This is a genomic window from Embleya sp. NBC_00888, from assembly GCF_045207655.1.
Taxonomy (GTDB): Bacteria; Actinomycetota; Actinomycetes; order Streptomycetales; family Streptomycetaceae; genus Embleya.
On sequence record NZ_CP108784.1, the window covers coordinates 3,072,552 to 3,096,328 of the forward strand.

Sequence of the window (23,777 nt, forward strand, 5' to 3'; positions counted from 1 at the left end):
GGCTCACCCATGCCAAGAGCGCCAAAGCGCAGCATACGCACCGTCCGCCGCGATCAACTCCCGGTGACTCCCCAGCTCGGTGATCCGCCCGCCCTCCACCACCGCAACCCGATCCGCGTCATGCGCCGTATACAACCGGTGCGCGATGGCAATCACCGTCCGCCCCGAGATCACCGCGCCCAACGACCGCTCCAGATGCCGCGCCGCCCGAGGATCGATCAGCGAGGTCGCCTCATCCAGCACCAACGTGTGCGGATCGGCCAACACCAACCGGGCCAGCGCCAACTGTTGCGCCTGCGGCGCGGTCAACTCATGCCCCTTCGGCCCGACTTCGGTGTCCACCCCGGCCGGCAACCCCGCCACCCAGTCCGCGTCGACCGCACGCAACGCGGCCACCACCTCGTCGTCGGAGGCGGTCTCGCGGGCCAACAGCAGGTTGTCCCGCAACGTGCCCCGGAACACGTGGTGCTCCTGCGTCACCAACGCGACCCGGCCGCGCAGTTCGTCCAGCGGCAGGCCCACCAGCGGCACCCCGCCCACCCGGACGTCGCCGGAGGTCGGCGCGTTGACCCCGGCCAACAACCGGCCCAGCGTGGACTTCCCGGCCCCGCTGGGCCCCACCACCGCGATCCGCTCGCCGGGCTCGATGGTCAGGTCGATCCCGTGCAGCACCTCACGGCCCGCCGAGTACGCGAACCGCACGTCGCGCGCGGTCAGCGTCTCGTCCACCGGCTTCGTGTCGGTGGGTTCGCGATCCGTGGGCACGTCCGCCACGCCCAGCAGCCGGGCCAGCGAGGCCGCCGAGATCTGCACCTCGTCCAGCCAGTTCAGCAACTCGTCCATCGGGCCGATGATCAGTTGCACGTACAGCACCGCGGTCGCCACCTCGCCGAGCGAGGCCCACCCGTGCAGGTACGCCCAGCCGCCGAAGGCCGTGGTGGCCACCACCGGCAACACGTAGCCGAAGTCGACCGCCGGGAACCAGATCGTGCGCAACCACAGCGTGTACCGCTCGGCCGCGTACGCCTGCGCGACGTCCTCGTCACCACGCCGCCGGCGCCGGTCGGCCAGCCGCAGCGCCTCGACCGTGCGCGCACCCTCGACCGTCTCCGCGAGCGAGTCGGTCACCTGCGCCCACGCCGCGTTCTCGCGCAGGTAGCCGGCCGGCGCGCGGCGCAGATACCAGTACGTGACCGGGATCAGCAGCGGCACCGTGATCAGTAGCGGCAGCACCAGCAGCGGGTTGAGCAGCAACAACCCCACCAGGGTCAGCACGATCGTCACCGCCGCGACCAGCACCGACGGCACCGCCCGCCGCGCGGACCGCGACATCGCGGCCACGTCCCGGTTGGCCCGCCCGAGCAGGTCGCCGGAGCCGGCCCGCTCGACGGTGGACAGCGGCAGGTCCAGGATGCGGTCCACGAACTCCTCGCGCACCTGCGCGAGCAGCCCCTCGCCGAGCCGCGCCGCGGCCACCGCGGCCTGCCGCACGATCAGGACCTGGAGCAACAGCGCGCCGGCTATGCCCAAGCCCAGCAGGTCGATCGTGCGGGTCGGGCTGTCCGCGCGGACCTTCTCGATCAACACCCCGAGCAGCCGGGGCGCGACCAGACCGGCCACCGCGGCGAGCGCGTAGAACAGCACGGTCAGGATCAGATCCCGACGCCGCTCGCGCAGCAGCCGCACCGCGTGCCGGCCCACCTCGGCGGCCGGCGCGATCGGCAGCAGTTCCCGCGCGCTCACGCGTCCTCCAACTCTTCGTCGTCGACCCGGGTGACCAGTGCGGCGTACCTCGGTTCGCCGGCCAGCAGTTCACGATGCGGACCGACCGCCATGACCTTCCCGTCCTCCATATAGGCGACCTCGTCCAGCGTGTCCAGGACGAGCGGGCTGGTGGTCGCGACCACCGTGGTGCGACCGCGGCGATGGGCGGCGAGCCGGTCCGCGATCCGCGCCTCGGTGTGCGCGTCCACCGCGCTGGTCGGCTCGATCAGCACCAGCGTCTGCGGATCCGCGACCAACACCCGTACCAGCCGCAGGCGTTGCACCTGGCCGCCGGAGAACTCCCGGCCGCGCGCCGCGATCTCGGTGTCCAACCCCTCATCCAGCGCGTCGATCACGTCCTCGGCGCAGGCCACCCGCACCGCCGCCGCGAGATCACCCGTTTCGCCGTCGCCCGGCGTCAGTTCGCGACGCAACGGACCGGAGAACAGGCCCGCGTCGTGGTGCGCGACCAGGATCCGCGCACGCACGTCGGCGAGCGCGAGGTCGGCCAGCGGCACGTCCCCGTAGAGCACGTCGGCGTCCTTGTAGCGGCCGAGCCGATCGGCGAGCGCCGGCGCGTCCTGCGGGTCCTCGCAGGCGATGCCCAGCAGCGCGCCGGGCCGGACCACCAGGCCCGAGCGCCGGTCCACCAGGTCGCCGGGCGGCGGCCACGCGACGGGTTCGGCGGCGTCGCTCACGCCCGGTTCCAGGGCCAGCACACGAGTGACCCGCCGGGCCGCGACATGGCCGCGCACGATCCGGTCGGCGGCCTCGGTGAGGGTGGAGAGCGGCACGGTCAGGAACGCCGCGTAGCCGTAGAAGGACACCATCTGACCGACCGTCAGTCGACCGTCCAGCGCGAACCGGGCGGCCAGCCAGGTGCCGAACGCGACGAAGAAACCGGGCACCAGGAACTGCGCCGCCTCCAGCAGGGATTCGACCCGGGCGGTACGCACGCCGGCCACCCGCAATTGTTGCGACTCGCGCCGGTAGCGGGCGCCGAAGGTGCGCTCGCCGCCGATCCCGCGCAGCACCCGCAGGCCGGAGGCGATGTCCACGGCCCGATCGGCCAGGCCGGTCTGCAGCTCGCGGTAGTCGTTCTGACGTCGGTGCAGCGGACGCAGCAGCAGCGAGACCAGGCCCATCAGCAGCGGCACGCCGATCAGCACGAGCAGGCCCAGCGGCACCGACATGTTCAGCAGCACCACCGCGACCACGCCGAGCGTGACCACCGACGCGCAGCCGCGGGCGGTGATGTCCAGCATCGAGCCGATCGCGTCCACGTCCGAGGTGCCCACGCCGACCACCTCGCCGGAGGCGATCCGGCGTTGGAGCGCGGCACCGAGCCGGGACGCGTGCCGGGTCACCAGTTGGATCGTACGAAACGCGCCGTCCAGGAAGTTGGCGACCGCGTTGCGGTGGCGCATGATCCCGGTGAAGCCGATCAGGACCGCGATGCCCAACAGCGCGCCGGACCACCCGAGCAGTCCCCGCTCGTCGCGCTCCTCGATCGCGTCGATCGCACGGCCGACCGCGGCGGGCATCAGCGCCTGCGCGACCATCCACACCGACGCCCACAGGATGCCCATGGTGATCGTCCGGCGACAACGAGCGGCGAGCCAGATCAGGAATCGGCCCGCCGACCGGATATCGGGATCGCCGGGGTCGGCGACGGGAAACTTACGCATTGTCCCGCGACGCTAACGCGCGAGAGTTTTTCGGGCCACGCATTATTCACCGACACCCACGCCGGCGCGCGGCCCGCGACGGCCCGAAACCGGCCCGGGACGAGATCCGGCCCCGCCGCCGGACGCAGGCCGAACGCGGCCGGTACCGGCGCTAGAAGGGCTGCACCCGGCCCGGTTGCACCGGCAGCGGAGCCGGCGCGCCGGCCCGCGTCTGGTACGTCTGGCGGTCCACCACCTCCAGGCCGATCAGCTCCCAGGGCGGCAGTCCCGCGCTCTGTCGATGCTCGCCCCACAGCCGCATCGCGATCGCCGCCGCGTCGTGCAGGTTGGGCGCCTCCTCCCAGTACCGCACCTCCGCGTGGTCGGCCGCGTAGCGTCCGGCGAGCAGGAACGGGTGCTCGTGGGCGAGCCGTTCCAGCGCCCGCCGCACGTCCTCGGGATCACCCGGCTTGCCGGCGAGGGTGAGCGTAATGTGCCACATGCGGCCCGCGCCGTCGTCGGCCTCCGCCCTCGTGTTGGGCTGTCCCCAGGGGCGGTCCCCACGCTCCGGCACGGCCGGCCTCCCGTCGGCGAGCTGCTGATCTTCCGTGGTCGTCGCTCAGCGGCGCAGCAGCACCAGATCGTCGCGATGGACGACCTCGCGCTCGTAGGCCGGACCCAACTCCCGGGCCAACTCTCGGGTCGATCGCCCGAACAGGCCCGGCAGTTCCTTCGCATCAAAGTTGACCAGTCCGCGGGCCACGATGTGACCGTTTTCGTCAACCAGGTCCACCGGATCGCCGGCGACGAAACCGCCCTGGACACCGGTGATCCCGGCGGGCAGCAGCGAGCTGCGCCGCTCGACGACGGCCCTCACCGCACCGGGGTCGAGGGTGAGTCGACCGCGCGCGGTGCTCGCGTGGGCCAGCCACAGCAGTCGGTCGGCGGTGCGAACTCCGGTGCGGTGGAAGAGCGTTCCGGTGTCCTTGCCGGCCAGCGCGTCGGACGCGAAGCGGGCCGCGGTGAGCACCACGGGGATACCCGCCGAGGTCGCGATGCCCGCCGCCTCGACCTTGGTCACCATGCCGCCGGTACCCACACCGGCCTTGCCGGCCTTGCCGATCTCGATGCCCTCGAGATCCTCGGGGCCGTGCACGAACGGAACCCGCGAGGAGGTGGACTTGGCCGGGTCGCCGTCGTAGAGCCCGTCCACGTCGGAGAGCAGCACGAGCAGATCGGCGTGCACGACGTGGGCGACCAGCGCGGCGAGTCGGTCGTTGTCGCCGAACCGGATCTCCTCGGTGGCCACCGTGTCGTTCTCGTTGACCACGGGCACCGCGCCCATCGCCAGCAGCTTGTCCAGCGTGTTGTAGGCGTTGCGGTAGTGCGCGCGCCGGGTGACGTCGTCGACGGTCAGCAACACCTGGCCCACCCGCAGGCCGTAGCGCGCGAACGACGCGGTGTAGCGGGCCACCAGCAGCCCCTGGCCCACGCTCGCGGCGGCCTGCTGGGTGGCCAGGTCGCGTGGTCGGCGGGCCAGTCCGAGCGGGGCCAACCCGGCGGCGATCGCGCCGGAGGAGACCAGGACGACCTGGACCCCCTCGGCCTGCTTGGCCGCTATCACGTCCACGAGGGCGTCGACACGATCCGCGTCCAGGCCCCCCTGGGCGGTCGTCAACGAGGACGAACCGACCTTGACCACGATGCGGCGCGCGGAGGTCACGTCCTCGCGCGCCGCGCCGGCCCCAGTGAGCACTTCAGGCCCTGCCTTCCCCGTTCGAAAGCATCCGGAATCACCCGGAATCTTCAGGAATCACCATCATCCGAGGAGCGCCCGCCGGTCACGAGTCCGAGAACGGGTCGAACTCCTCGTACTGCGTCTCGATCGCCTCGCGCTCGCGTCGCCGGTCCACCGCCGGGCGGTGGGTCTGCAGGCGGTGGTCCTCGCCGCGTCGGCCCAGCATCTCCGCGCCGGCCGCCACGGTGGGCTCCCAGTCGAAGACCACGCCGGTGACGTCGTCGCCGATGACGACCTCGGCACCGGGGACGGCGCCGGCCGACCACAGCGCCTCCTCGACACCGAGTCGGGCGAGCCGGTCGGCGAGGTAGCCCACCGCCTCGTCGTTGCTGAAGTCGGTCTGGCGCACCCAGCGTTCGGGCTTGGCCCCGCGCACGATGAAGGCCTCGTCGCGCCGGGTGACGGTGAAGCCGCTGTCGTCGACCGCGGTCGGCCGGAGCACGATCCGGGTGGCCTCCGGCGCCGGCGCGGCGTCGCGCGCGCCCTGCACCTGCGCGGCCATCGCGAAGGACAACTCGCGCAGGCCCGCCCGGCTGACCGCGGAGACCGCGAACACCTGGAGCCCGCGCCCCTCCAACTCGGCCTTGACCATGTCGGCGAGGTCGTTGCCGTCGGGCACGTCGATCTTGTTCAGCGCGACCATCCGCGGCCGGTCCTCCAGGCCGCCGTACGCCTTCAGTTCGGCCTCGATCGTGTCGAGGTCGCTGATCGGGTCGCGGCCGGGCTCCAGCGTCGCGCAGTCCAGCACGTGGACGAGCGCCTTGCACCGCTCGACGTGCCGCAGGAACTCCAGGCCCAGCCCCTTGCCCTCGCTCGCGCCGGGGATCAGCCCGGGCACGTCGGCGACGGTGTAGACCACGTCGCCGGCGGTGACCACGCCCAGGTTCGGCACCAGGGTGGTGAACGGGTAGTCGGCGATCTTGGGGCGCGCCGCGCTGAGCGTGGCGATCAGCGAGGACTTGCCGGCGCTCGGGTAACCCACGAGCGCGACGTCCGCGACGGTCTTGAGTTCCAGGACGAAGTCGCCGGCCTCGCCGGGCTCGCCGAGCAGCGCGAAGCCGGGGGCCTTGCGGCGCGGGGAGGCCAGCGCCGCGTTGCCCAGGCCGCCGCGACCGCCCTGGGCGATCACGTAGCTGGCGCCGTTGCCGACCAGGTCCTCGACGAATTCCTCGTCGCCGTTGGGGAGCAGTCGCTTGACCACGGTGCCGTCCGGCACGGGCAGGATCACGTCGGCGCCGTTGGGACCGGTGCGGTTGGCACCGGCGCCGGGCTTGCCGTTGGTGGCCTTGCGGTGCGGGTGGTGGTGGTACTCGAGCAGTGTGGTGGTGTTGGCGTCCACGACCAGCGTGACATCGCCGCCCCGCCCGCCGTTCCCACCGTCGGGGCCGCCGAGCGGCTTGAACTTCTCCCGGTGGACGGAGGCCACGCCGTGGCCCCCGTTACCCGCCGCGACATGCAGCACGACGCGGTCGACGAAGGTCGTCACGTAGATTCCTCCTCGGCTCCCCGAGCGGGGAGCGAAACACTGTGGACAAACACCCGAGGGCGGACCGCATGGGGTCCGCCCTCGGGTGTCAAAGCGAATGCCGCGGCGTGATTATTCCGCCGGGACGATGTTCACGACGCGACGACCGCGCGCGGTGCCGAACTGCACGGCGCCGGCCGACAGCGCGAACAGCGTGTCGTCGCCACCGCGGCCGACGTTGGTGCCGGGGTGGAAGTGCGTACCGCGCTGGCGGACGATGATCTCGCCGGCGTTGACGACCTGGCCGCCGAAGCGCTTGACGCCGAGACGCTGAGCGTTCGAGTCACGGCCGTTCCGGGTGGAAGATGCACCCTTCTTGTGTGCCATGTCGCTTCTCCCTACTTCCCGGAGTTGATGCCGGTGATCTTGAGCTGGGTGTGCTGCTGGCGGTGACCCATGCGCTTGCGGTAACCGGTCTTGTTCTTGTACTTCAGAATGTCGATCTTCTTGCCCTTGAGGTGATCGACGACCTCGGCCGTCACCTTCACACCCGCGAGGACCCACGGGTCACTCGTCACGGCTTCACCGTCTACGACGAGGATGGCCTGAAGCTCAACTGCCGTGCCCGCCGCACCGCGAATGCGGTCGACCTGGACGACGTCACCGACGGCAACCTTGTGCTGCCTGCCACCGGCGCGAACGATCGCGTACACCGTGGATCTCTCTCTCTGCAGGGTCCGAGCCCCTGAAGCCAGCCACACCGAACAGAAATCGGGGGCCTCCTCCGAAGCTTGCGATCCGGAGGGTGGTTGCTCAGGAGCCTGTGCCTAAGCACACCAAGGGCAAAGGTTACAGGATGCCCGGGGGCGAAGGCCAAACGGGTCCGTCCCGGGGTTCGCCCCCGGGACGGACCCGTCGTGACTCAGCTTCCGCTCGCCGCCGAAACCGGTTCGGCGCCGTCCACGGCACCCTCCGGCGGACCGGCGGGCCGGGTCGCCCGCCGCGACGTCTTGCGCGGCTTGGCGGCGGCCTTCGCGGGCTTGGCCGGCTCGACCTCGGCCGGGGCCTCGGCGGCCTGCGCCTTGGCCTTGGCCGCGGCCTTCGTGGCCCTGGTCCCCTTCGCGGCAGGCTCCGGCGTCGGCTCGGCGACCGGCTGTTCGGCCGGCGCCTCGCTCGCCGCCGCGGCCTCGGCGGCCTCGGCGGCGACCTTCTTGGCCGACTTCCGAGGCGTCTTGGCTGCGGCGGTCTTCTTCGCCGGCGCGGTCTTGGCCGCGGCCTTCTTGGCGACCGTCTTCTTGGCGGCGGTCTTGCGTACCCGCTTGGCCGGCGCGGGGGTCTCCTCGGCCTCCTCGGCGGCCTCGGCTGCCTCCACGACGTCGACCTCGACCGGCTCGGCCTCGATCACCGGCGCCTCGGCCACGACCTCGGCGGTCGGCTCAGCCTCGACCGGCGGGGCCGGCTCCGGCTCGACGACAACCTCGGCGGCTTCGGCCGTCTCGGCGGTCTCCACAGCCTCGATCGCCTCGGCGACCTCGACCGGCTCGACCGAGCCGAGCGCGGCGACCTCGGGCAGTTCGGTGTCCACCGCGACGTCGTCGAGCTCCGGGCCGTCCAGGTCGGTCGACTCGTCGGTGTCGACGATCTCGGTGATCGGACCGCTGCCGTTCTTGTCGGCGTTGCCGCCCTTGTTGCGCTTGCGCCGCCCGGAACCGGCGGAGGCCCCGTTGCCGTTGCCGCCGTGGTTGTGGCCGCTGTTGCCGTGCCCCTTGGTCTCCGGCGCGTCCATGTGCACGATCACGCCGCGCCCGTTGCACCGCTCGCAGTTCTCCGAGAAGGCCTCGAGCAGACCCTGGCCGACCCGCTTGCGGGTCATCTGGACCAAGCCGAGCGAGGTCACCTCGGCGACCTGGTGCTTGGTCCGGTCCCGGCCCAGGCACTCCATCAGGCGCCGCAGCACGAGGTCGCGGTTGCCCTCCAGAACCATGTCGATGAAGTCGACGACGATGATCCCGCCGAGGTCGCGCAGCCGGAGCTGGCGGACGATCTCCTCGGCCGCCTCCAGGTTGTTGCGGGTGACCGTCTCCTCGAGGTTGCCGCCCTGACCGGTGAACTTCCCGGTGTTGACGTCGACCACGACCATCGCCTCGGTGCGGTCGATCACCAGCGAGCCGCCGCTGGGCAGCCAGACCTTGCGGTCCAGCGCCTTCATCAGCTGCTCGTCGATGCGGTACGTCGCGAAGACGTCCACCTCGCTGGTCCACCGCGACAACCGCGGGGCCAGGTCGGGGGCCACGTGGCCGACGTAGTCGTGGACGACGTCCCACGCCTCGTCGCCCGAGACGATCAGCTTGGAGAAGTCCTCGTTGAAGATGTCGCGGATGACCCGAACCGTCATGTCCGGCTCGCCGTACAGCAGCGAGGGCGAACTGGTCGTGATCATCTTGGACTTCTTCTTGATCTCTTCCCACTGCGCCTGCAGCCGCGTCACGTCGCGGGTCAGGTCCTCCTCGGTCGCGCCCTCGGCGGCGGTGCGCACGATGACGCCCGCGTTCTCCGGCACGATCTTCTTGAGGATGGTCTTCAGCCGCGCCCGCTCGGTGTCCGGGAGCTTGCGGCTGATCCCGGTCATGGTGCCCTCGGGCACGTAGACCAGGTACCGACCGGGCAGCGAGACTTGGCTGGTCAGCCGGGCGCCCTTGTGGCCGATCGGGTCCTTGGTGACCTGTACCAGGACCGACTGGCCGGGCTTGAGCACGGCCTCGATCCGGCGCGGGCCGCTGAAGCCCGCCGCCTCGAAGTTGACCTCGCCGGCGTACAGCACCGCGTTGCGGCCCTTGCCGATGTCGACGAAGGCGGCCTCCATCGACGGCAGCACGTTCTGGACCTTGCCCAGGTAGACGTTGCCGACGTACGCGGACTGGTTGTCCTGGCTGCGGCTGACGTAGTGCTCGACGAGCACGTCGTCCTCGAGCACGCCGATCTGGGTGCGCTCGCCGTTCTGCCGGACGACCATCACCCGCTCGACCGCCTCGCGGCGAGCCAGGAACTCCGACTCGGTGATGATCGGCACCCGCCGACGGCCCTGCTCGCGCCCCTCGCGGCGGCGCTGCTTCTTGGCCTCCAGGCGGGTCGAGCCCTTGACGCCCTGCACCTCGTCGGTGGGGCTCTCGCTGAGCGCCTCGCGCTTGCGCGGCTCGCGCACCTTGACCACGGTGCGCTCGGGGTCGTCCTGCGGCTCGGCCGCGACGTCGTCGGCCGCACCGTCACGACGGCGGCGCCGACGCCGGCGCCGGCTGCTCGTGGTCGCCCCGGGGTCGCCCGGCTCGTCGGTGTCCTCGTCGTCGTCGGGACCGTCGCCGACGCCCTCGGCCTGCTGCTCGCCGTCCTCGTCGGAGCCGTGCTCCTCGGCACCGTCGTCGCCGCGACCGCGGCGACGACGACCGCCGCGCCGACGGCGACGGGTCGGGCGGTCGCCCTCGGTGTCGTCCTCGTGCGCTTCGGAGCCCTCCGGCTCCTGCGCGGCCTCGGGCTGCTCGGTCGCGGTGACCGCGCGGCCCACGTGCCGCTCCTGCTCGTCCTGGTAGCGCGAGTCCTGCGGCTCGGCCTCGGCCGCCGTGTGCACCTCGTCCACCGGCAGCGCACGGCGCCGGCGACGCCGACCACGCGGCTCGTCCGACTCGGTGCGGGTCTCGGTCTCGGGCTCGGCGGCGGGCGCCGGAGTCGGCTCGGCCGCGCGCTGGGGCTCGGCGAAGACGGCCGCCTGCGGGGCCTGGAACAGCGGCTGGAACACCGGCGGCGGCGTCTTGCGACCACTGCGGGTACGCGGCTCGGGCGCGGCCTCGGGCTCCGGCTCGGGCGCGGCCTCGACGACCGGCTCGGCCTCGACGACGGGGGTCTCCTCGATCGCCTCGGCGGCGGGCACCGCCCGCTTGCGGGTACGCCGGGTGCGCCGCGGCGCCTCCTCGGCCGGCTCGGCCTCGGTCTCCGGCTGCCCGGACTCGGCCCGGGCCGGCTCGGGAGCGGGCTCGGGCACGACCTCGTCCGGGGTCGCCTCGGGAGCGACCGCCGCCCGCTTGCGGGTACGCCGGACCCGCCGGGGTGCCTCCTCGGGCTCCGGCTCGACCTCGGCCGGCGCGGCCTCGACGGCCTCCGCCGGTGCGGCCGCGGCCTCGGCCGTGTCGGTCACCGGCGCGGTCACCCGCTTGCGGGTGCGCCGCGCACGTCGCGGGGCCTCCGGCTCGGGCTCGGGTTCGGGCTCGACCACCGCGGCCTCCTCGGCCTCCGGCTCCTCCTCGTAGGAGGGCTCGGCAACCTCGGGTGTCACGGCAGCCGGAACCGGCGCGGCCTCGGCAGAGGGCACGCTCGGTGGTCCTGCGGGTCGACTGGCGGCCCTGCGACGGCGGCGGGGTGCCGGCGTCGTGGCCGTGTCGTCCTTTGTGCTGTTGTCGTTGTCGGAAGTACCGGAGTTCACAACCCCGGGTGTACCTGATGTCTCAGGCGTGTCGTTGGGCTCGGTGTCGAGCATGCGGGTCTGTCTCCCGTCACGCTTCCGGGCGCTCCAACGCAGGGCGCCGCGCGGAAGCTTCTCTCTCACTCGCCGGTCCCGGCCTTGCGGCCGTGACCGGGCGATAAGTCTGTCGGAAATTCAAGCCTTGGGCCTCGTGTACCCGGTCGTCACCGATTCGAGGCTTCGACGACGGGTTCTGCACCGCCCTGCGGGCCGGTCCGGAGTACCTCGTCCCCCTGCGAGGTGTGCTCCACCGCCGATGCTGCTGCGCGGTCGGGCGCGAGCGGGTCGGTCACCGAATCGGTCGCGGTGTCGAGCGGCCCCTGCGCCAGGCGGGTGACCGCGGCGGCGGTGGGCGTAACAAGTTCGGCGACCATGCGAAGACCGGACAGAACGTCGTCGGGTCGAACGGCGGGTGTGGTGTGCCGGACAACCAGTCGCAGTATCGCACAAGGTGCGGCACTACCCGCATCGACACCCGGGTGACCTGCGTCGTTCCCGTCGGGGGTGGTGACGGTCAGCGCGATCACCGCCTCGCGGGCGTCGAATGTGCGCATTCCGTTCTTGCTCATCCGCTGGACCTCGACGGTCTCCGCGGCCAGGAACACGCCGACCGCCCGCTCGGCCTCCTCGTGGGTGACCCCGGCGAGAAGCAGCTCCCAGACCGACGCCTCGAGGCGTTCGGGCAGGTTGCCGCCGTGTGCCTCGACGATCTCGAGCACGTCGAGACCGCTCGGCAGCGACGCGTCGAGCAGGTCTCGCAGTCGAGCCGGGTCACAGTGCGTGGCCACGCCGATCTCGAGGTACTCGGCCTCGCTGGCGACGCCGGTGGGCGCCGCTCCCGCGTAGGACACCTTGGGGTGGGGGGTGAAACCGGCGGAGTAGGCCATCGGCACTTCCGCCCGACGCAGGGCCCGCTCGAACGCGCGCTGAAAATCCCGGTGGCTGGTGAACCGGAGGCGGCCGCGCTTGGTGTACCGGAGGCGCAGTCGCTGGACCGTCGGCGCGGGCGGCGGTCCCTCGGGCGTACGTCGTGCCAGTTTCGCTCAGTCCTTGGCTCAAGTGGGTGGGCAGAAGTCGATCCAAGCGTACGGCCATCGGACGGGTCGGGTCAGCGGCCCCCGATTCCCATGGCCCGCAGCACCTCCGCGGTGGCCCGGCCGATCGGCCGCAGGATGGTGCGGCCGACCCAGCGCAGCGGTGCCACGACGACGAATCGCCACACCGCGCGGATGGCCCTGCCGATCGGCGTGAGCACGTTGCGCCACGCCCAGGACACCGGCAGTACCACGAGGTGGTGCCAGACCACGGCGATGCCGCGACCGATCGGGACCAGTACGGCCCGCCACAACCAGGACAGCGGCCGCACGATCAGGAAGTTCAGGACGGCGGTGGACACGTCCCACGCGAACCGCAGCGCCTGGAGCGTGGCGCGTCCGACCGGACGCAGCACGTACCGCCACAGCCACGTCGCGGGCTTGAGCAGCACGTACCTGAACAGGAAGACGAGCGGGCGGATCAGCAGGTGGGTCACCAGCCACGCGATCGCGTTGCCGATCGGGACCAGGATGTAGCGGCCGACGAAGCTGAGCACCGGGTACAGGAACCAGTCCCACAGCAGAATCTTCAGACCCTTGAGGATCGGCCACAGGAACCAGGTCCAGAGCAGGAACTTGATGCCCCGGCCGATCAGGCACAGCAGCTCCCACAGCAGCCGCAGCGGGACCACGATGATCAGCGCGATGATCCGGGCCGGCCAGCGAACCACCGCGTACAGGCACCCCTCGCCCGGTTCGGGGCCGCCGCCGGTGCGCGTGCCTTCGGCGCGCTGCTGCCAGGTCGGTTCGGCCCGGGTCGGCGGCCCCGGTGGGTGATTGCTCGTCGACGGCGTCCACGGCGCCGGTTCCGGTTGCTCCCCGTTTGCATTCACCCGGGAAGATTAGTGGCCCTGCCACCGACAAGGAGGCGGGACCACCATTGCTGCTTCGGGTGACCATGCGACTACTCGATGGCGCGCACCGGCAGCCCGGCTCGACCGCGCGTCGACCCGCGCCGCCGCCTCGGTGCCGCCGGCGAGGCCGGCTGGGTCCGAAGGGCTGGGAAGCTTCCGCCGGTTGGTGCAAGGTGTAGCCGAAAGAGTCCTGCACTCTCGCAACGACTTCGTGAAGGCGGTGCACAGTGGCGAAGATGAACGAGATCCCGAACATCTTCCGAATCGGGGTCAAGCAGTTCGGCGCCAAGGCCACCAAAGGGAAGGTCGCCAAAAGGGCGGCCACCGAGGGGGAGATCGCAGCATCGGTGAAAGAGTCGGTCGGCGAGGCTTTGACGCGCGTCTCGGGCAACCCGGACGGGAGGATGAGAAAGGCGCAACAGCCGGCCGCCGCCGCGCACAACCAGCGGTGGTTCCCCCCGGGATCCACATCGAGGCTGGGCGCGAGGGTGCAGCCCGCGAAACTGGCGCCCCCACAGCCTGAACCATCCGTAGCCGAGGTTGCGGCAGCCATGCGTGAGAGCCTCCGCGCGGACGCCGACGCCTTCAGGGACGCGGAGTTGCTCGGGAAGCCCGGCTCCGAGGCCGCAGCCAGGCGACGGGCCGGCGTGGTCAAGGAGACGCCCGCGCCGACCCCGGTCAGGACGCAGGTCGCCAACGAGTCCGTGGCGAAGAGCGCGGCCACGGGCTTCGTGCCCGCCGCGGGTGGCGGAGCGTCCGGCCGTTCGTCCGCCGCCGTGGAGGTCAACCGCCACGAACCGTCGCGCACCCTCGGCGTGAGCAGGGTCGGCGCCGGGGCGGAGCTGAAGCAGGACCTCGGCAAGTAACGCGGCATCCCGCACCGCATCGCCCGCCGCGGCACCCCGCGCGGAAACGAAAAGCGGCCGGACTCGTCGCCCGACCGCCTGTTCGTTCCGAGCCCTCGGAGGACCCGCCCCTCGTCCCGGTCCTAGCCCTGTGTGGCCGGTTGCTTGACCGACAGCGGCAGCAACTTCTGGCCCGTGGGGCCGATTTGGATCTCCGTCCCCATTTGCGGACATACGCCGCAGTCGAAGCAGGGGCTCCAGCGGCAGTCGTCGACCTCGGTTTCGTCGAGGGCGTCCTGCCAGTCCTCCCACAGCCAGTCCTTGTCCAGGCCGGAGTCGAGGTGGTCCCACGGGAGCACCTCGTTCCACTCGCGTTCGCGGGTGGTGTACCAGTTCAGGTCCACCGGCTCGTCGGACAGCGCCTTGTCGGCGCAGCGCACCCAGCGGTCGTAGCTGAAGTGTTCGCTCCAGCCGTCGAATCGGCCGCCGTCCTCCCAGACCGCGCGGATGATCCGGCCCACCCGGCGGTCGCCGCGCGAGAGCAGGCCCTCGATCGCGCCCGGCTTGCCGTCGTGGTAGCGGAAGCCGATCGACTTGCCGTACTGCCGATCCGCGCGGATCGCGTCGCGCAACTTGTGCAGTCGCGCGTCGGTGGCGGCGGGGTCGAGCTGCGGGGCCCACTGGAACGGGGTGTGCGGCTTGGGCACGAACCCGCCGATCGACACCGTGCAGCGGATGTCCCGGCTCCCGGAGACCTCGCGGCCCTTCTGGATGACCTTTTTGGCCATGTCCGCGATCTGCAGCACGTCCTCGTCGGTCTCGGTGGGCAGACCGACCATGAAGTAGAGCTTCACCTGGCGCCAGCCGTTGCCGTACGCGGTGGCGACCGTGCGGATGAGGTCCTCCTCGGACACCATCTTGTTGATCACCTTGCGCAGCCGCTCGCTGCCGCCCTCGGGGGCGAAGGTCAGACCCGAGCGGCGACCGTTGCGGGTCAGCTCGTTGGCCAGGTCGATGTTGAACGCGTCCACCCGGGTGGACGGCAGCGACAGGCCGATCTTGTCGTCGGTGTAGCGGTCCGCGAGGCCCTTGGCCACCTCGGCGATCTCGGTGTGGTCGGCGGAGGACAACGACAGCAGGCCGACCTCCTCGAAGCCGGTCGCCTTCAGGCCCTTGTCGACCATCTCGCCGATGCCCTTGATGCTGCGCTCGCGCACCGGCCGGGTGATCATGCCGGCCTGGCAGAACCGGCAACCGCGGGTGCAGCCGCGGAAGATCTCCACCGACATGCGCTCGTGCACCGTCTCGGCGAGCGGGACCAGCGGCTGCTTGGGGTACGGCCACTCGTCGAGGTCCATCACGGTGTGCTTGGACACCCGCCACGGCACGCCCGAGCGGTTCGGCGCGACCCGCTGGATCCGGCCGTCGTCGAGGTAGTCCACGTCGTAGAAGCGCGGCACGTAGACGTTGCCGGTGACCGCGAGGCGGAACAGCAGTTCGTCCCGACCGCCCGGCCGGCCCTCGGCCTTCCAGGCCCGGATGATGTCGGTGATCTGGAGCACGGCCTGCTCGCCGTCGCCGACCACGGCGCAGTCGATGAAGTCCGCGATCGGCTCGGGGTTGAACGCGGCGTGTCCGCCGGCGAGCACGATCGGGTGGTCCTCGGTGCGGTCCTTGGCCTCGATCGGGATCCCGGCCAGGTCGAGCGCGTTGAGCATGTTCGTGTAGCCCAGCTCGGTGGAGAAGCTCAGCCCGAACACGTCGAACGCGCCGACGGGCCGGTGGCCGTCCACGGTGAACTGCGGCACGTCGTGCTCGCGCATCAGCTTTTCCAGGTCGCCCCACACCGCGTAGGTGCGCTCCGCGAGCACGTCGGCGACCTCGTTGAGGACCTCGTACAGGATCATCACGCCCTGGTTGGGCAGGCCGACCTCGTACGCGTCCGGGTACATCAGGGCCCAGCGGACCGTACACGCGTCCCAGTCCTTGACGGTCGAGTTGAGCTCGCCACCGACGTACTGGATGGGCTTCTGCACCTGGGGCAGAAGCGGCTCCAGACGCGGGAACAGGGACTCGACGGGCATGGCGGTCCTTCCGATGGGGCTGGGAGGGGGATCGACCTCCCAGCCTAACGCGATCCGGGCGGACCCCCTACCGGGTTGTCCGATGGGGGTCCGCCCGCGACGGGTGGCCGGCAGCCTGTGCGAGGCCGAGGCGCCGGCTCGGCTCAGGCCGACTTGAAGGCGCCGGCGTGCCGCATGTGCACCGACTGCAACAGCCCTATCCCCATCCAGATCGCGAACATCGAGGATCCGCCGTAGGAGACGAACGGCAGCGGCAACCCGGCCACCGGCATGATGCCCAGGTTCATCCCGACGTTCTCGAACGCTTGGAAGGCGAACCAGGCGACCACGCCGGCCGCGACGATCGTGCCGTACAGGTCGTCGGCGTGCAGCGCGATCCGGATCCCGCGCCACAGCAGGATCCCGAACAGCGCGATGATCACACAGCAGCCGATGAAGCCCAGCTCCTCGCCCGCCACCGAGAAGACGAAGTCGGTCTGCTGTTCGGGCACGTACTGGCCGCTGGTCTGCTCGCCGTGGAACAGTCCCTTGCCGGTGAGCCCGCCCGAGCCGATCGCCAGCCGGGCCATCACGGTGTTGTAGCCGACGCCGCCCGGATCGAAGTCCGGATTGGCGAAGGCCCGGAACCGGTCGATCTGGTACTCGCTGAGCAGCCCGAGGCGCACGACCGCGACCGCGCCGGCCACGGCCATCATGATCAGCGCGACCATCCAGCGCGCCCGCGCACCGGACGCGAGCAGCACACCGAGCACGATCATCGCCAGCACCATGACCGAACCGAGGTCGGGCATCAGCATGATCACCGCCATCGGCAGCGCCGCCACCACCAGCGCCCAGAACACCGCCTTGTCGCCCGGTCTGGCCAGGTCCCCGGTGTCCACCCGTTCGGACAGGATCATCGCCATGCACAGGATGATCGCGATCTTGGCCAACTCGGCGGGCTGCACCGAGAAGCCCGCGCCCAGTTGGATCCAGGCCCGCTGACCGTTGATCGTGCTGCCCAGCGGGCTGAGCGCGGCCATCAACCCGAGCACGGCGACGATCCCGACGAACGGCGCGAAGGCCCTTATCCGACGGTGACCGATTATCGCCACCACTGTCGCCAGGACCAGCCCGATCGCCAGGTTGAGCAGGTGCCGCTTGAAGAAGAACTGCGGATCGCCGCCGGTGAGTCCGCGCCGATTACGGGTCGCGGACCACACCAGTAGCGAGCCCACCAAGGACAGCGCGAGCGCCGGGCCCAGGAGTATCCAGTCCAGCCGACGCACCGGGGCGTCGCGCTGGATGATCTGTCGGGTGAGCGACCGGCGCGGGGTGAACACCGGCGCGAGTCGGCCCAGGTCCGGCGTACCGAATCCGGCCACCCGCGAGGCGGGTCGCAGTTTCAGGCTCATGTCCCTCTCCCCGTCCGGTAGACCACGCGATCGGGCGGCAGTGCCCCGGGCGCGGACATCGCGGTAGTGGTGGGAGCGTTGTTCCCGCCCGGGCGCGGCGGGAGCAGATGGGCGGCCGGCACGACGCTGCCGTCCTCCTTGACGTGCGGCAGCCCCGTGGGCGGGGCGGGCAGCAGCGCCTTGGCCGGGTCGATCGCGCCCTTCTCGTCGACGCCGAGCAGCGCCTCGTAGATCTTGCGGACGGAGGGACCCGAGGTGCCGGAGCCGGTGCCGCCCTGGCTGACCATCATCACCACGGCGTACTGCGGGCCGTCCTTGGACCCGCCGTAGGTGGCGAACCAGGACGTGCTCTGCTTTCCGTACACCGAGCCGGTGCCGGTCTTGGCCGCTATCGGCATCTGCGCGTTCGGCCAGTTGGCGAACACGCCGGCCGCGGTGCCGTTCATCTCGACGCCGATCAGCGCGTTCTGCAGGTACTTCACCGTCGCGTCGCTTATCGGCAGCTTGGCCGCCGCCTGTGGCTGGATCTCGCGCACGAGCCTGCCGTCCGGACTGACCACGGCCTTGCCGATGGACGGCTTCCACAACGTGCCGCCGTTGGCGATGGCCGCGTACACCCGGGCCATCTGCAACGGGGTGACCGTGGTGTCGCCCTGGCCGATCGCGAAGTTGATCGCGTCACCGGCGCGGAACTGCCACCCGTCGACGCAGTTCTCCTTGGCGATCTTGTCCACGTACTCGTTGCCGGTGTTGCCCTGCTTGCACCACGCGTCCTTGTTCTGCTCCCAGTTGCGCTTCTTCCAGGCCCGGTCGGCGATCCGTCCGCCGGACTCGCCGGGCAGGTCGATCCCGGTGGGGGCGCCCAGGCCGTAGTTCTTGGCCATGGTGACCATCGGGTCCTTGGGGTTCTTGCCGAAGATCCCGCCGTCCTTGAGCCACATGTCGTAGCCGATGCCGTAGAAGACGGTGTTGCAGGAGACCTCCAGCGCGCGCTGGAGCGAGATCGGGCCGTAGCCCCTGGACTCCAGGTTGTTGAAGGTCGTGCCGCCGACCGTGATGCTGGGCGAGCAGTCGTAGTTGGCCTTGGTGGAGTAGCCCGACTCGGCGGCGGCCGAGGTGGAGATCACCTTGAAGATCGAGCCCGGCGCGAACTGACCCTGTATGGCCCGGGCCACCAGTGGCACGCCGGCCTTCTCGTCGGTGAGCGCCTTGTAGTCCTCCGGCGAGATGCCGCCCACCCACACCGACGGGTCGTAGCTGGGCGCGCTGGCCATCGCGATCACCCGGCCGGTCTTGATGTCCATCACCACGGCCGCGCCCGCGTCGGCGACGAAGTTCTTGTGCGTGTTGCCCGCGTCGAAGGTCCCCCGGGCCCGCTTCATCGCCTCGTCCAACTGCTGCTCGGTGATCGCCTGGATCTTCGCGTCGATGCTGGTCACCAGGTGGTTCCCGGGCACCGGCGCGGTCTCCGAGACGGTGCCGGTGACCCGGCCGAGGTGGTCCACGGACAGCCCGGTGACCCCGGACTTGCCGCGCAGGTCCGCGTCGTAGGTGCGCTCCAGACCGCTGCGGCCGACCTCGTCGGCGCGCTGGAGGTCCTTCTTGCCCTCGGCCTTCTGCTTGCTCAACTCGTCGTCGGAGACCGGCGAGAGGTAGCCCACGAGGTGTGCGCCGTTGGCCCCCTCGGGCGCCGGGTACTGCCGCACGGCGGTGGGCTCGGCGGTCACCCCGGGGAATTCCTCGCGGTGCTCCATGATGGTCAGCGCCTGCTCGGTGGTGGCGTTGTCGGTGACCGGGATCGGCTGGTACGGCGAGCCGTTCCAGCACGGCTTGGGCACGTTGCGCTCGCACAGCCGGGTGCGTGCCTTGACCTCGTCGGCGGGCAGTTGCAGTACCTCGGCGAGCCGGGTCAGCACGGCGGCGCCGGAGTCGGGCATCCGCAGCAGTTCGGTGCGGCTGACCGAGACCACCAGCGCGGTGCGGTTGTTGACCAGCGGGAGGCCCTTGTCGTCGAGGATCTGCCCGCGCACGGCCGGGGTCACCACGTCCCGGACCTGGTTCTGCGACGCGGCCGCGGCGTAGTGGTCACCCTCGCGGATCTGCAGGTACCACAGCCGGCCGAAGAGGGTGATCATCAGCGACAGGACCAGGATCTGCAGGATCACCATGCGGGCCCGCACGCGGTGCGCGCCGTCTCCCCTGGAGCGGCCGGCGTTGAGCAGGCTGGGCATGCGTTTACGCATCTTGGGCGTTCACCCCTTACCGGGACAGGCCCGAGAGCATCGGTTTGGGATCCACCTTGCGGGCCAGCGCCATCACCCACGGCACCACGAACGGCGCCAGGATCGCGTCGTAGACCACCGCGGTCAGCAGCAGCTTGGTCAGCCCCACCTGGCGCACCGCGCCGTCGCCGACCAGCGCGCCGACCGCCGCGTACAGCACGGTGGTGCCCGCCGCGGCGACCGCGACCACGGCGATCGGTGTGAGAACCGAGCGTCTGGGGCTGCGCGAGACGAACAGGCCGGCGACGTACCCGGCCAGGCACAACACGAAGGCGTACCGGCCCGCCGCGTGGTCGGCGGGCGGCGCGAGGTCGGCGCACAGTCCGGCCGCGAAGCCGATCACGCAGCCGGCGGTGGGCCCGTACGTCAGCGCGAGCCCGACCACCACCAGGAGCAGCAGGTCCGGCACCGCACCGGGCAGACCGAGCCGGGCGAGCACGCTCACCTGGACCACGAGCGCGACGACGATCAGCAGCGCGGCATAGAACACGCGGGAGATCCGCACCGTCTCAGTCCCTTCCGGTCGGTGGGGTCGCGCCGCCGGGCGGCGGCCGGCGGCGCGCGTCGGCGGCGTTGGCGTTGTTGGTCCGGGTCCCGCCGGCGGGCGGCTTCGCGGCCGAGGCGCCCTTGGGCGGCTCGGTGCTCGCGGGCGGTGCCGGCGGCACGGGCGGCGTACTCGGCGGCGCGGCCGCCTCCTGGATCGGCGGTGGCAGCACCGCGTCGCGCGGGTCGGTGCGCGGCGGTTCGATCACCACGCCCACCGTGTCCAGGCCGGAGAAGCGCACGTACGACCGCACCTCGACGCTGCGGGTGAGTTCGCCCGGGGTGTTGCGCACCTCGGCGACCTCGCCCACCGGCACGCCCGGCACGAACGGCTTGCCGCCCTGCGAGCCGAAGGTGACCAGCCGGTCGCCCTTCTTGACCCGGGCCTGCCCGTTGAGCAGCTTGAGGTTCATCGGCTTGTCGCCGCGTCCCGAGGTGATCCCTATCTCCATCGACCCGGCCAGGCGCGTGCCGACCGCGAATCCGGGGTCGGTGGCGAGCAGCACGGTCGAGGTCATCGGACCCACCTGGGTCACCCGGCCGACCAGACCGTCACCGTTGATCACGGTCATGTCCGGTTTGATGCCGTCGCCCGCGCCCGCGTCGAGGGTGACCGTCCAGGAGAAGCCCTGGGCGGGCCCGATGGCGACCACGCGCGCGGGCTTGATCTTGTACTGCCCGGCCGAGGAGACCTTGAGCAGTTTGTCCAATTCGGCCGCGCGATTGCGGTCGAACTCGATGTTGTCCACCTGTTGACGAAGCTTGGCGTTCTCGTCCTGCAGGCGCTTCTTCTCGCTCTCGTGGGATCCCGCGTCCTTGACCGCGTTCACGGCCCGGCCGACGGGGTCCACTGCGGCGGACACGCCGCGTTCGGCGGGGCCGAACACGGCCGAGGCCCAGTCGCGGACATTCGCGATGGGCGAGTTCCGGCCACCGCGGATGTCCACGGTGATGAGGGCGAAAGAGATCGCTAGCAGCAGCACGAGGACCAGCCGACCGTGCCGGGAGTCCCTCACGATGCGCGCCCGCCCCTTTCGTACGTTGCGGCGCTTGTGGGCAGTTGTGGGCAGTTGTGGTGTGTGGCCGCGCCGGACCGGATCCGGGGGCGGTGGGCCGGCCGAGCACCCCCGCGTCCCGGGTCAGCGGCGTGGTTGGGCGTCCAGTACCTGCTGGAGCTTCTCGTACTCCTCGACGCACTTGCCCGCGCCCAGGGCCACCGAGTCCAGCGGGTTGTCGGCGATGTGGATCGGCATTCCGGTCTCGGTCCGCAGCCGCTCGTCGAGGCCGCGCAGCAGGGCGCCGCCTCCGGTGAGCACGATGCCGCGATCCATCACGTCGCCGGCCAGTTCGGGCGGACACTGGTCCAGCGTGCTCTTGACCGCGTCCACGATGGTGTTGACCGGTTCCTCGATGGCCTTGCGGACCTCGGAGGTGGAGATCACGATCGTCTTGGGCAGGCCGCTGACCAGGTCGCGGCCGCGAATCTCGCTGTGCTCGTCCTCGCCGAGGTCGAAGGCCGAGCCGATCGACATCTTGATTTCCTCGGCACTGCGCTCGCCCAGGAGCAGCGAGTATTCCTTCTTCACGTAGGCGATGATCGCGTTGTCCAACTCGTCGCCGGCCACCCGGATCGACTGCGCGGTGACGATGCCGCCGAGCGAGATGACCGCGACCTCGGTGGTGCCGCCGCCGATGTCGACGACCATGTTGCCGGTCGCCTCGTGCACCGGCAGACCGGCGCCGATCGCGGCGGCCATCGGTTCCTCGATGATGTGCACGCTGCGCGCGCCGGCCTGGCTGGACGCCTCGACCACCGCGCGGCGCTCGACGCCGGTGATGCCCGAGGGCACGCAGATCACCACGCGCGGACGGGCCAGGTACCGGCGGCGGTGCACCTTGAGGATGAAGTAGCGCAACATCCGCTCGGTGATCTCGAAGTCGGCGATCACGCCGTCCTTGAGCGGTCGGATCGCCACGATGTTGCCGGGCGTGCGCCCGATCATCTTCTTCGCCTCGGCGCCGACCGCCAGGATGCCCCCGGTAGTGGTGTTCTTGGCGACCACCGACGGCTCGTTCAATACGATGCCGCGGCCTCTGACGTACACCAGCGTGTTGGCCGTACCGAGGTCGACCGCCATGTCACGACCGATGAACGACAAGTTGTTCGCCATATAAAGAACCTAGGGCCTTCCCGAGCTCGTAGCCATGAGGACATGAGCCGGCCGAGGGACGTCGCACCGACGACACCGGATCGACCGACCAACATCGTAGGCACGGGTGTACCGGCGGCAGAACCGCGACGTACCGGGGCACGGCTGCACCCTCCATCCACCATGACGTGATCACGGGGTGAGGGGTTGCGTGCCACGCGCGGCAAGTGGAGGGATTTCCCTCTAACAGCGCACGGTCGGCGCCCGATCGGCGTCCCGGCAGGTCGTGCGGAGGTCCGCACGGCGTGGTCACGAAAAAAATCGATCTCCCGCGCGGCCCGCGCGCGTCGCGCGGCCTTCGCCCTTCATCGCGACGCGTGCGTCACGGCGGGAATCGACACGGCACGGGTCCGGCACGACGCGTGGGGTCGTCCAACACCCCGGGCGCCGCGACCGGACGCTCAGGCGTGCTCGGGGAAGAAGTTCTTGATCTCGCGCTCGGCGGACTCCGGCGAGTCGGAGCCGTGCACGATGTTCTCCCGGGTGATCGTGGCGAAGTCGCCGCGAATGGTGCCCGGCAGGGCCTTGATCGGGTCGGTGACGCCGGCGAGTACGCGGAAGGACTCGATCACCCGCTCGCCCTCGACGATCAGCGCCACGGACGGGGCCGAGGTCATGAACTCCACGAGCGGGGCGTAGAACGGCTTGCCCTCGTGCTCGGCGTAGTGCCGCTCGATCGTCTCGCGGTCCATCACCCGCAGATCGAGCGCGGCCAGGGTGAAGCCCTTGCGCTCGATACGGCCGATGACCTCACCGACGAGACCACGCCGGACTCCGTCCGGCTTGACCAGGACGAGCGTGCGCTCGGACACGTTGGCTCCTTGCTTCCTCGAAAAGGGGGGTACGGGCACAGACCTTGCGGCCCGACGAACGGTCAACGCCCAGAGCCTATCCGGGGTAACGCATCAACCTTTCGGCCGTACGCCTTCAGTCACTCGGCGGTAGCCATCCGGGCCGCCTTGGCGGCGTCGATGATCCGCCCGACCCGGATGCAGCCGTACCAGATGGCCGCGAACACCACGCCGATCAGGAACATCATCGGGACCACGAAACCGGTCACGAACAGACCCAGTTGCAGCACCCAGCCGGCGCTGATCGCCCACGGTTCCTTGAGCTTGGCGCACAGCAGCACACAAAAGAGAGCGGACGGCCCGGCGACCGCCCACAACACGCCGGTGGAGATGTCGGTGAGCCGCATCGCGACCAGCGCGGCGAGGCAGATCACCATGGCCTGGCCGATCAGGTGGGTCGAACACAGCGCGCGCAT

General features: G+C 70.9%; 18 protein-coding genes and 1 pseudogene. 1 reads left to right on the plus strand and 18 read right to left on the minus strand.

What is annotated here, in order from left to right; genetic code table 11:
• Positions 1 to 3: 3 nt before the first annotated feature.
• The 10 genes from OG948_RS12400 to OG948_RS12445 all read right to left on the minus strand — a co-directional run bounded on the left by OG948_RS12400 (position 4) and on the right by OG948_RS12445 (position 13,131).
• Entirely contained in the window at positions 4 to 1,743 is a 1,740-nt protein-coding gene (locus OG948_RS12400) for an ABC transporter ATP-binding protein (protein WP_406296206.1), read from the minus strand.
• Complete coding sequence (locus OG948_RS12405) at positions 1,740 to 3,452, minus strand: ABC transporter transmembrane domain-containing protein (protein WP_406296208.1); 1,713 nt, start codon at positions 3,450 to 3,452, stop codon at positions 1,740 to 1,742. The genes OG948_RS12400 and OG948_RS12405 overlap by 4 nt, the downstream gene beginning before the upstream one ends.
• Before the next feature lie 151 nt (positions 3,453 to 3,603).
• Positions 3,604 to 3,933, minus strand: coding sequence for a hypothetical protein (locus tag OG948_RS12410; protein ID WP_406296210.1), 330 nt, complete (start codon positions 3,931 to 3,933; stop codon positions 3,604 to 3,606).
• Positions 3,934 to 4,050: 117 nt separating this feature from the next.
• Complete coding sequence (proB, locus tag OG948_RS12415; protein WP_406300241.1) at positions 4,051 to 5,154, minus strand: glutamate 5-kinase; 1,104 nt, start codon at positions 5,152 to 5,154, stop codon at positions 4,051 to 4,053.
• 118 nt (positions 5,155 to 5,272) lie between these two features.
• Positions 5,273 to 6,715: a GTPase ObgE gene (gene obgE, locus OG948_RS12420; protein ID WP_395862898.1), complete on the minus strand. Its 1,443-nt coding sequence runs from the start codon at positions 6,713 to 6,715 to the stop codon at positions 5,273 to 5,275.
• Positions 6,716 to 6,826: 111 nt separating this feature from the next.
• Entirely contained in the window at positions 6,827 to 7,081 is a 255-nt protein-coding gene (gene rpmA, locus OG948_RS12425) for a 50S ribosomal protein L27 (RefSeq protein WP_020550744.1), read from the minus strand.
• 11 nt (positions 7,082 to 7,092) lie between these two features.
• Positions 7,093 to 7,407, minus strand: coding sequence for a 50S ribosomal protein L21 (gene rplU, locus OG948_RS12430; RefSeq protein WP_406296212.1), 315 nt, complete (start codon positions 7,405 to 7,407; stop codon positions 7,093 to 7,095).
• 209 nt (positions 7,408 to 7,616) lie between these two features.
• Positions 7,617 to 11,165, minus strand: a complete 3,549-nt coding sequence (locus tag OG948_RS12435) for an Rne/Rng family ribonuclease (protein WP_406296214.1) — start codon at positions 11,163 to 11,165, stop codon at positions 7,617 to 7,619.
• A gap of 203 nt (positions 11,166 to 11,368) precedes the next feature.
• On the minus strand, positions 11,369 to 12,241 hold the full coding sequence (locus OG948_RS12440; protein ID WP_406300242.1) for a TIGR03936 family radical SAM-associated protein: 873 nt from the start codon (positions 12,239 to 12,241) through the stop codon (positions 11,369 to 11,371).
• Positions 12,242 to 12,312: 71 nt separating this feature from the next.
• Positions 12,313 to 13,131, minus strand: a complete 819-nt coding sequence (locus OG948_RS12445) for a hypothetical protein (protein ID WP_406296215.1) — start codon at positions 13,129 to 13,131, stop codon at positions 12,313 to 12,315.
• A 257-nt stretch (positions 13,132 to 13,388) separates the two neighbouring features.
• Between OG948_RS12445 and OG948_RS12450 the strand changes: the two genes are divergently transcribed.
• Positions 13,389 to 14,018: a hypothetical protein gene (locus OG948_RS12450; protein WP_406296217.1), complete on the plus strand. Its 630-nt coding sequence runs from the start codon at positions 13,389 to 13,391 to the stop codon at positions 14,016 to 14,018.
• Between the two features lie 122 nt (positions 14,019 to 14,140).
• Here OG948_RS12450 and OG948_RS12455 read toward each other — a convergent pair whose 3' ends face one another.
• The 8 genes and pseudogenes from OG948_RS12455 to OG948_RS12490 form a co-directional block, all read right to left on the minus strand.
• Positions 14,141 to 16,081, minus strand: a complete 1,941-nt coding sequence (locus OG948_RS12455; RefSeq protein ID WP_406296219.1) for a TIGR03960 family B12-binding radical SAM protein — start codon at positions 16,079 to 16,081, stop codon at positions 14,141 to 14,143.
• 143 nt (positions 16,082 to 16,224) lie between these two features.
• On the minus strand, positions 16,225 to 17,475 hold the full coding sequence (gene rodA / locus OG948_RS12460) for a rod shape-determining protein RodA (protein ID WP_406296221.1): 1,251 nt from the start codon (positions 17,473 to 17,475) through the stop codon (positions 16,225 to 16,227).
• The gene (mrdA, locus tag OG948_RS12465) at positions 17,472 to 19,706 is read right to left on the minus strand and encodes a penicillin-binding protein 2 (protein WP_406300243.1); all 2,235 of its coding nucleotides are present in this window, start codon (positions 19,704 to 19,706) and stop codon (positions 17,472 to 17,474) included. Before mrdA ends, rodA begins: the two co-directional genes overlap by 4 nt.
• A 49-nt stretch (positions 19,707 to 19,755) precedes the next feature.
• A pseudogene (gene mreD / locus OG948_RS12470) lies at positions 19,756 to 20,262 on the minus strand (rod shape-determining protein MreD); the annotation flags it as partial.
• Positions 20,263 to 20,266: 4 nt separating this feature from the next.
• Complete coding sequence (gene mreC / locus OG948_RS12475; RefSeq protein ID WP_406296223.1) at positions 20,267 to 21,316, minus strand: rod shape-determining protein MreC; 1,050 nt, start codon at positions 21,314 to 21,316, stop codon at positions 20,267 to 20,269.
• 123 nt (positions 21,317 to 21,439) lie between these two features.
• Entirely contained in the window at positions 21,440 to 22,459 is a 1,020-nt protein-coding gene (locus tag OG948_RS12480) for a rod shape-determining protein (RefSeq protein WP_026218256.1), read from the minus strand.
• 452 nt (positions 22,460 to 22,911) lie between these two features.
• Positions 22,912 to 23,322, minus strand: coding sequence for a nucleoside-diphosphate kinase (gene ndk, locus OG948_RS12485; RefSeq protein ID WP_020550731.1), 411 nt, complete (start codon positions 23,320 to 23,322; stop codon positions 22,912 to 22,914).
• A gap of 119 nt (positions 23,323 to 23,441) precedes the next feature.
• Positions 23,442 to 23,777 carry a DUF4233 domain-containing protein gene (locus OG948_RS12490; RefSeq protein ID WP_406296225.1) on the minus strand — a complete coding sequence of 112 codons (336 nt, stop codon included), beginning with the start codon at positions 23,775 to 23,777 and terminating at the stop codon, positions 23,442 to 23,444.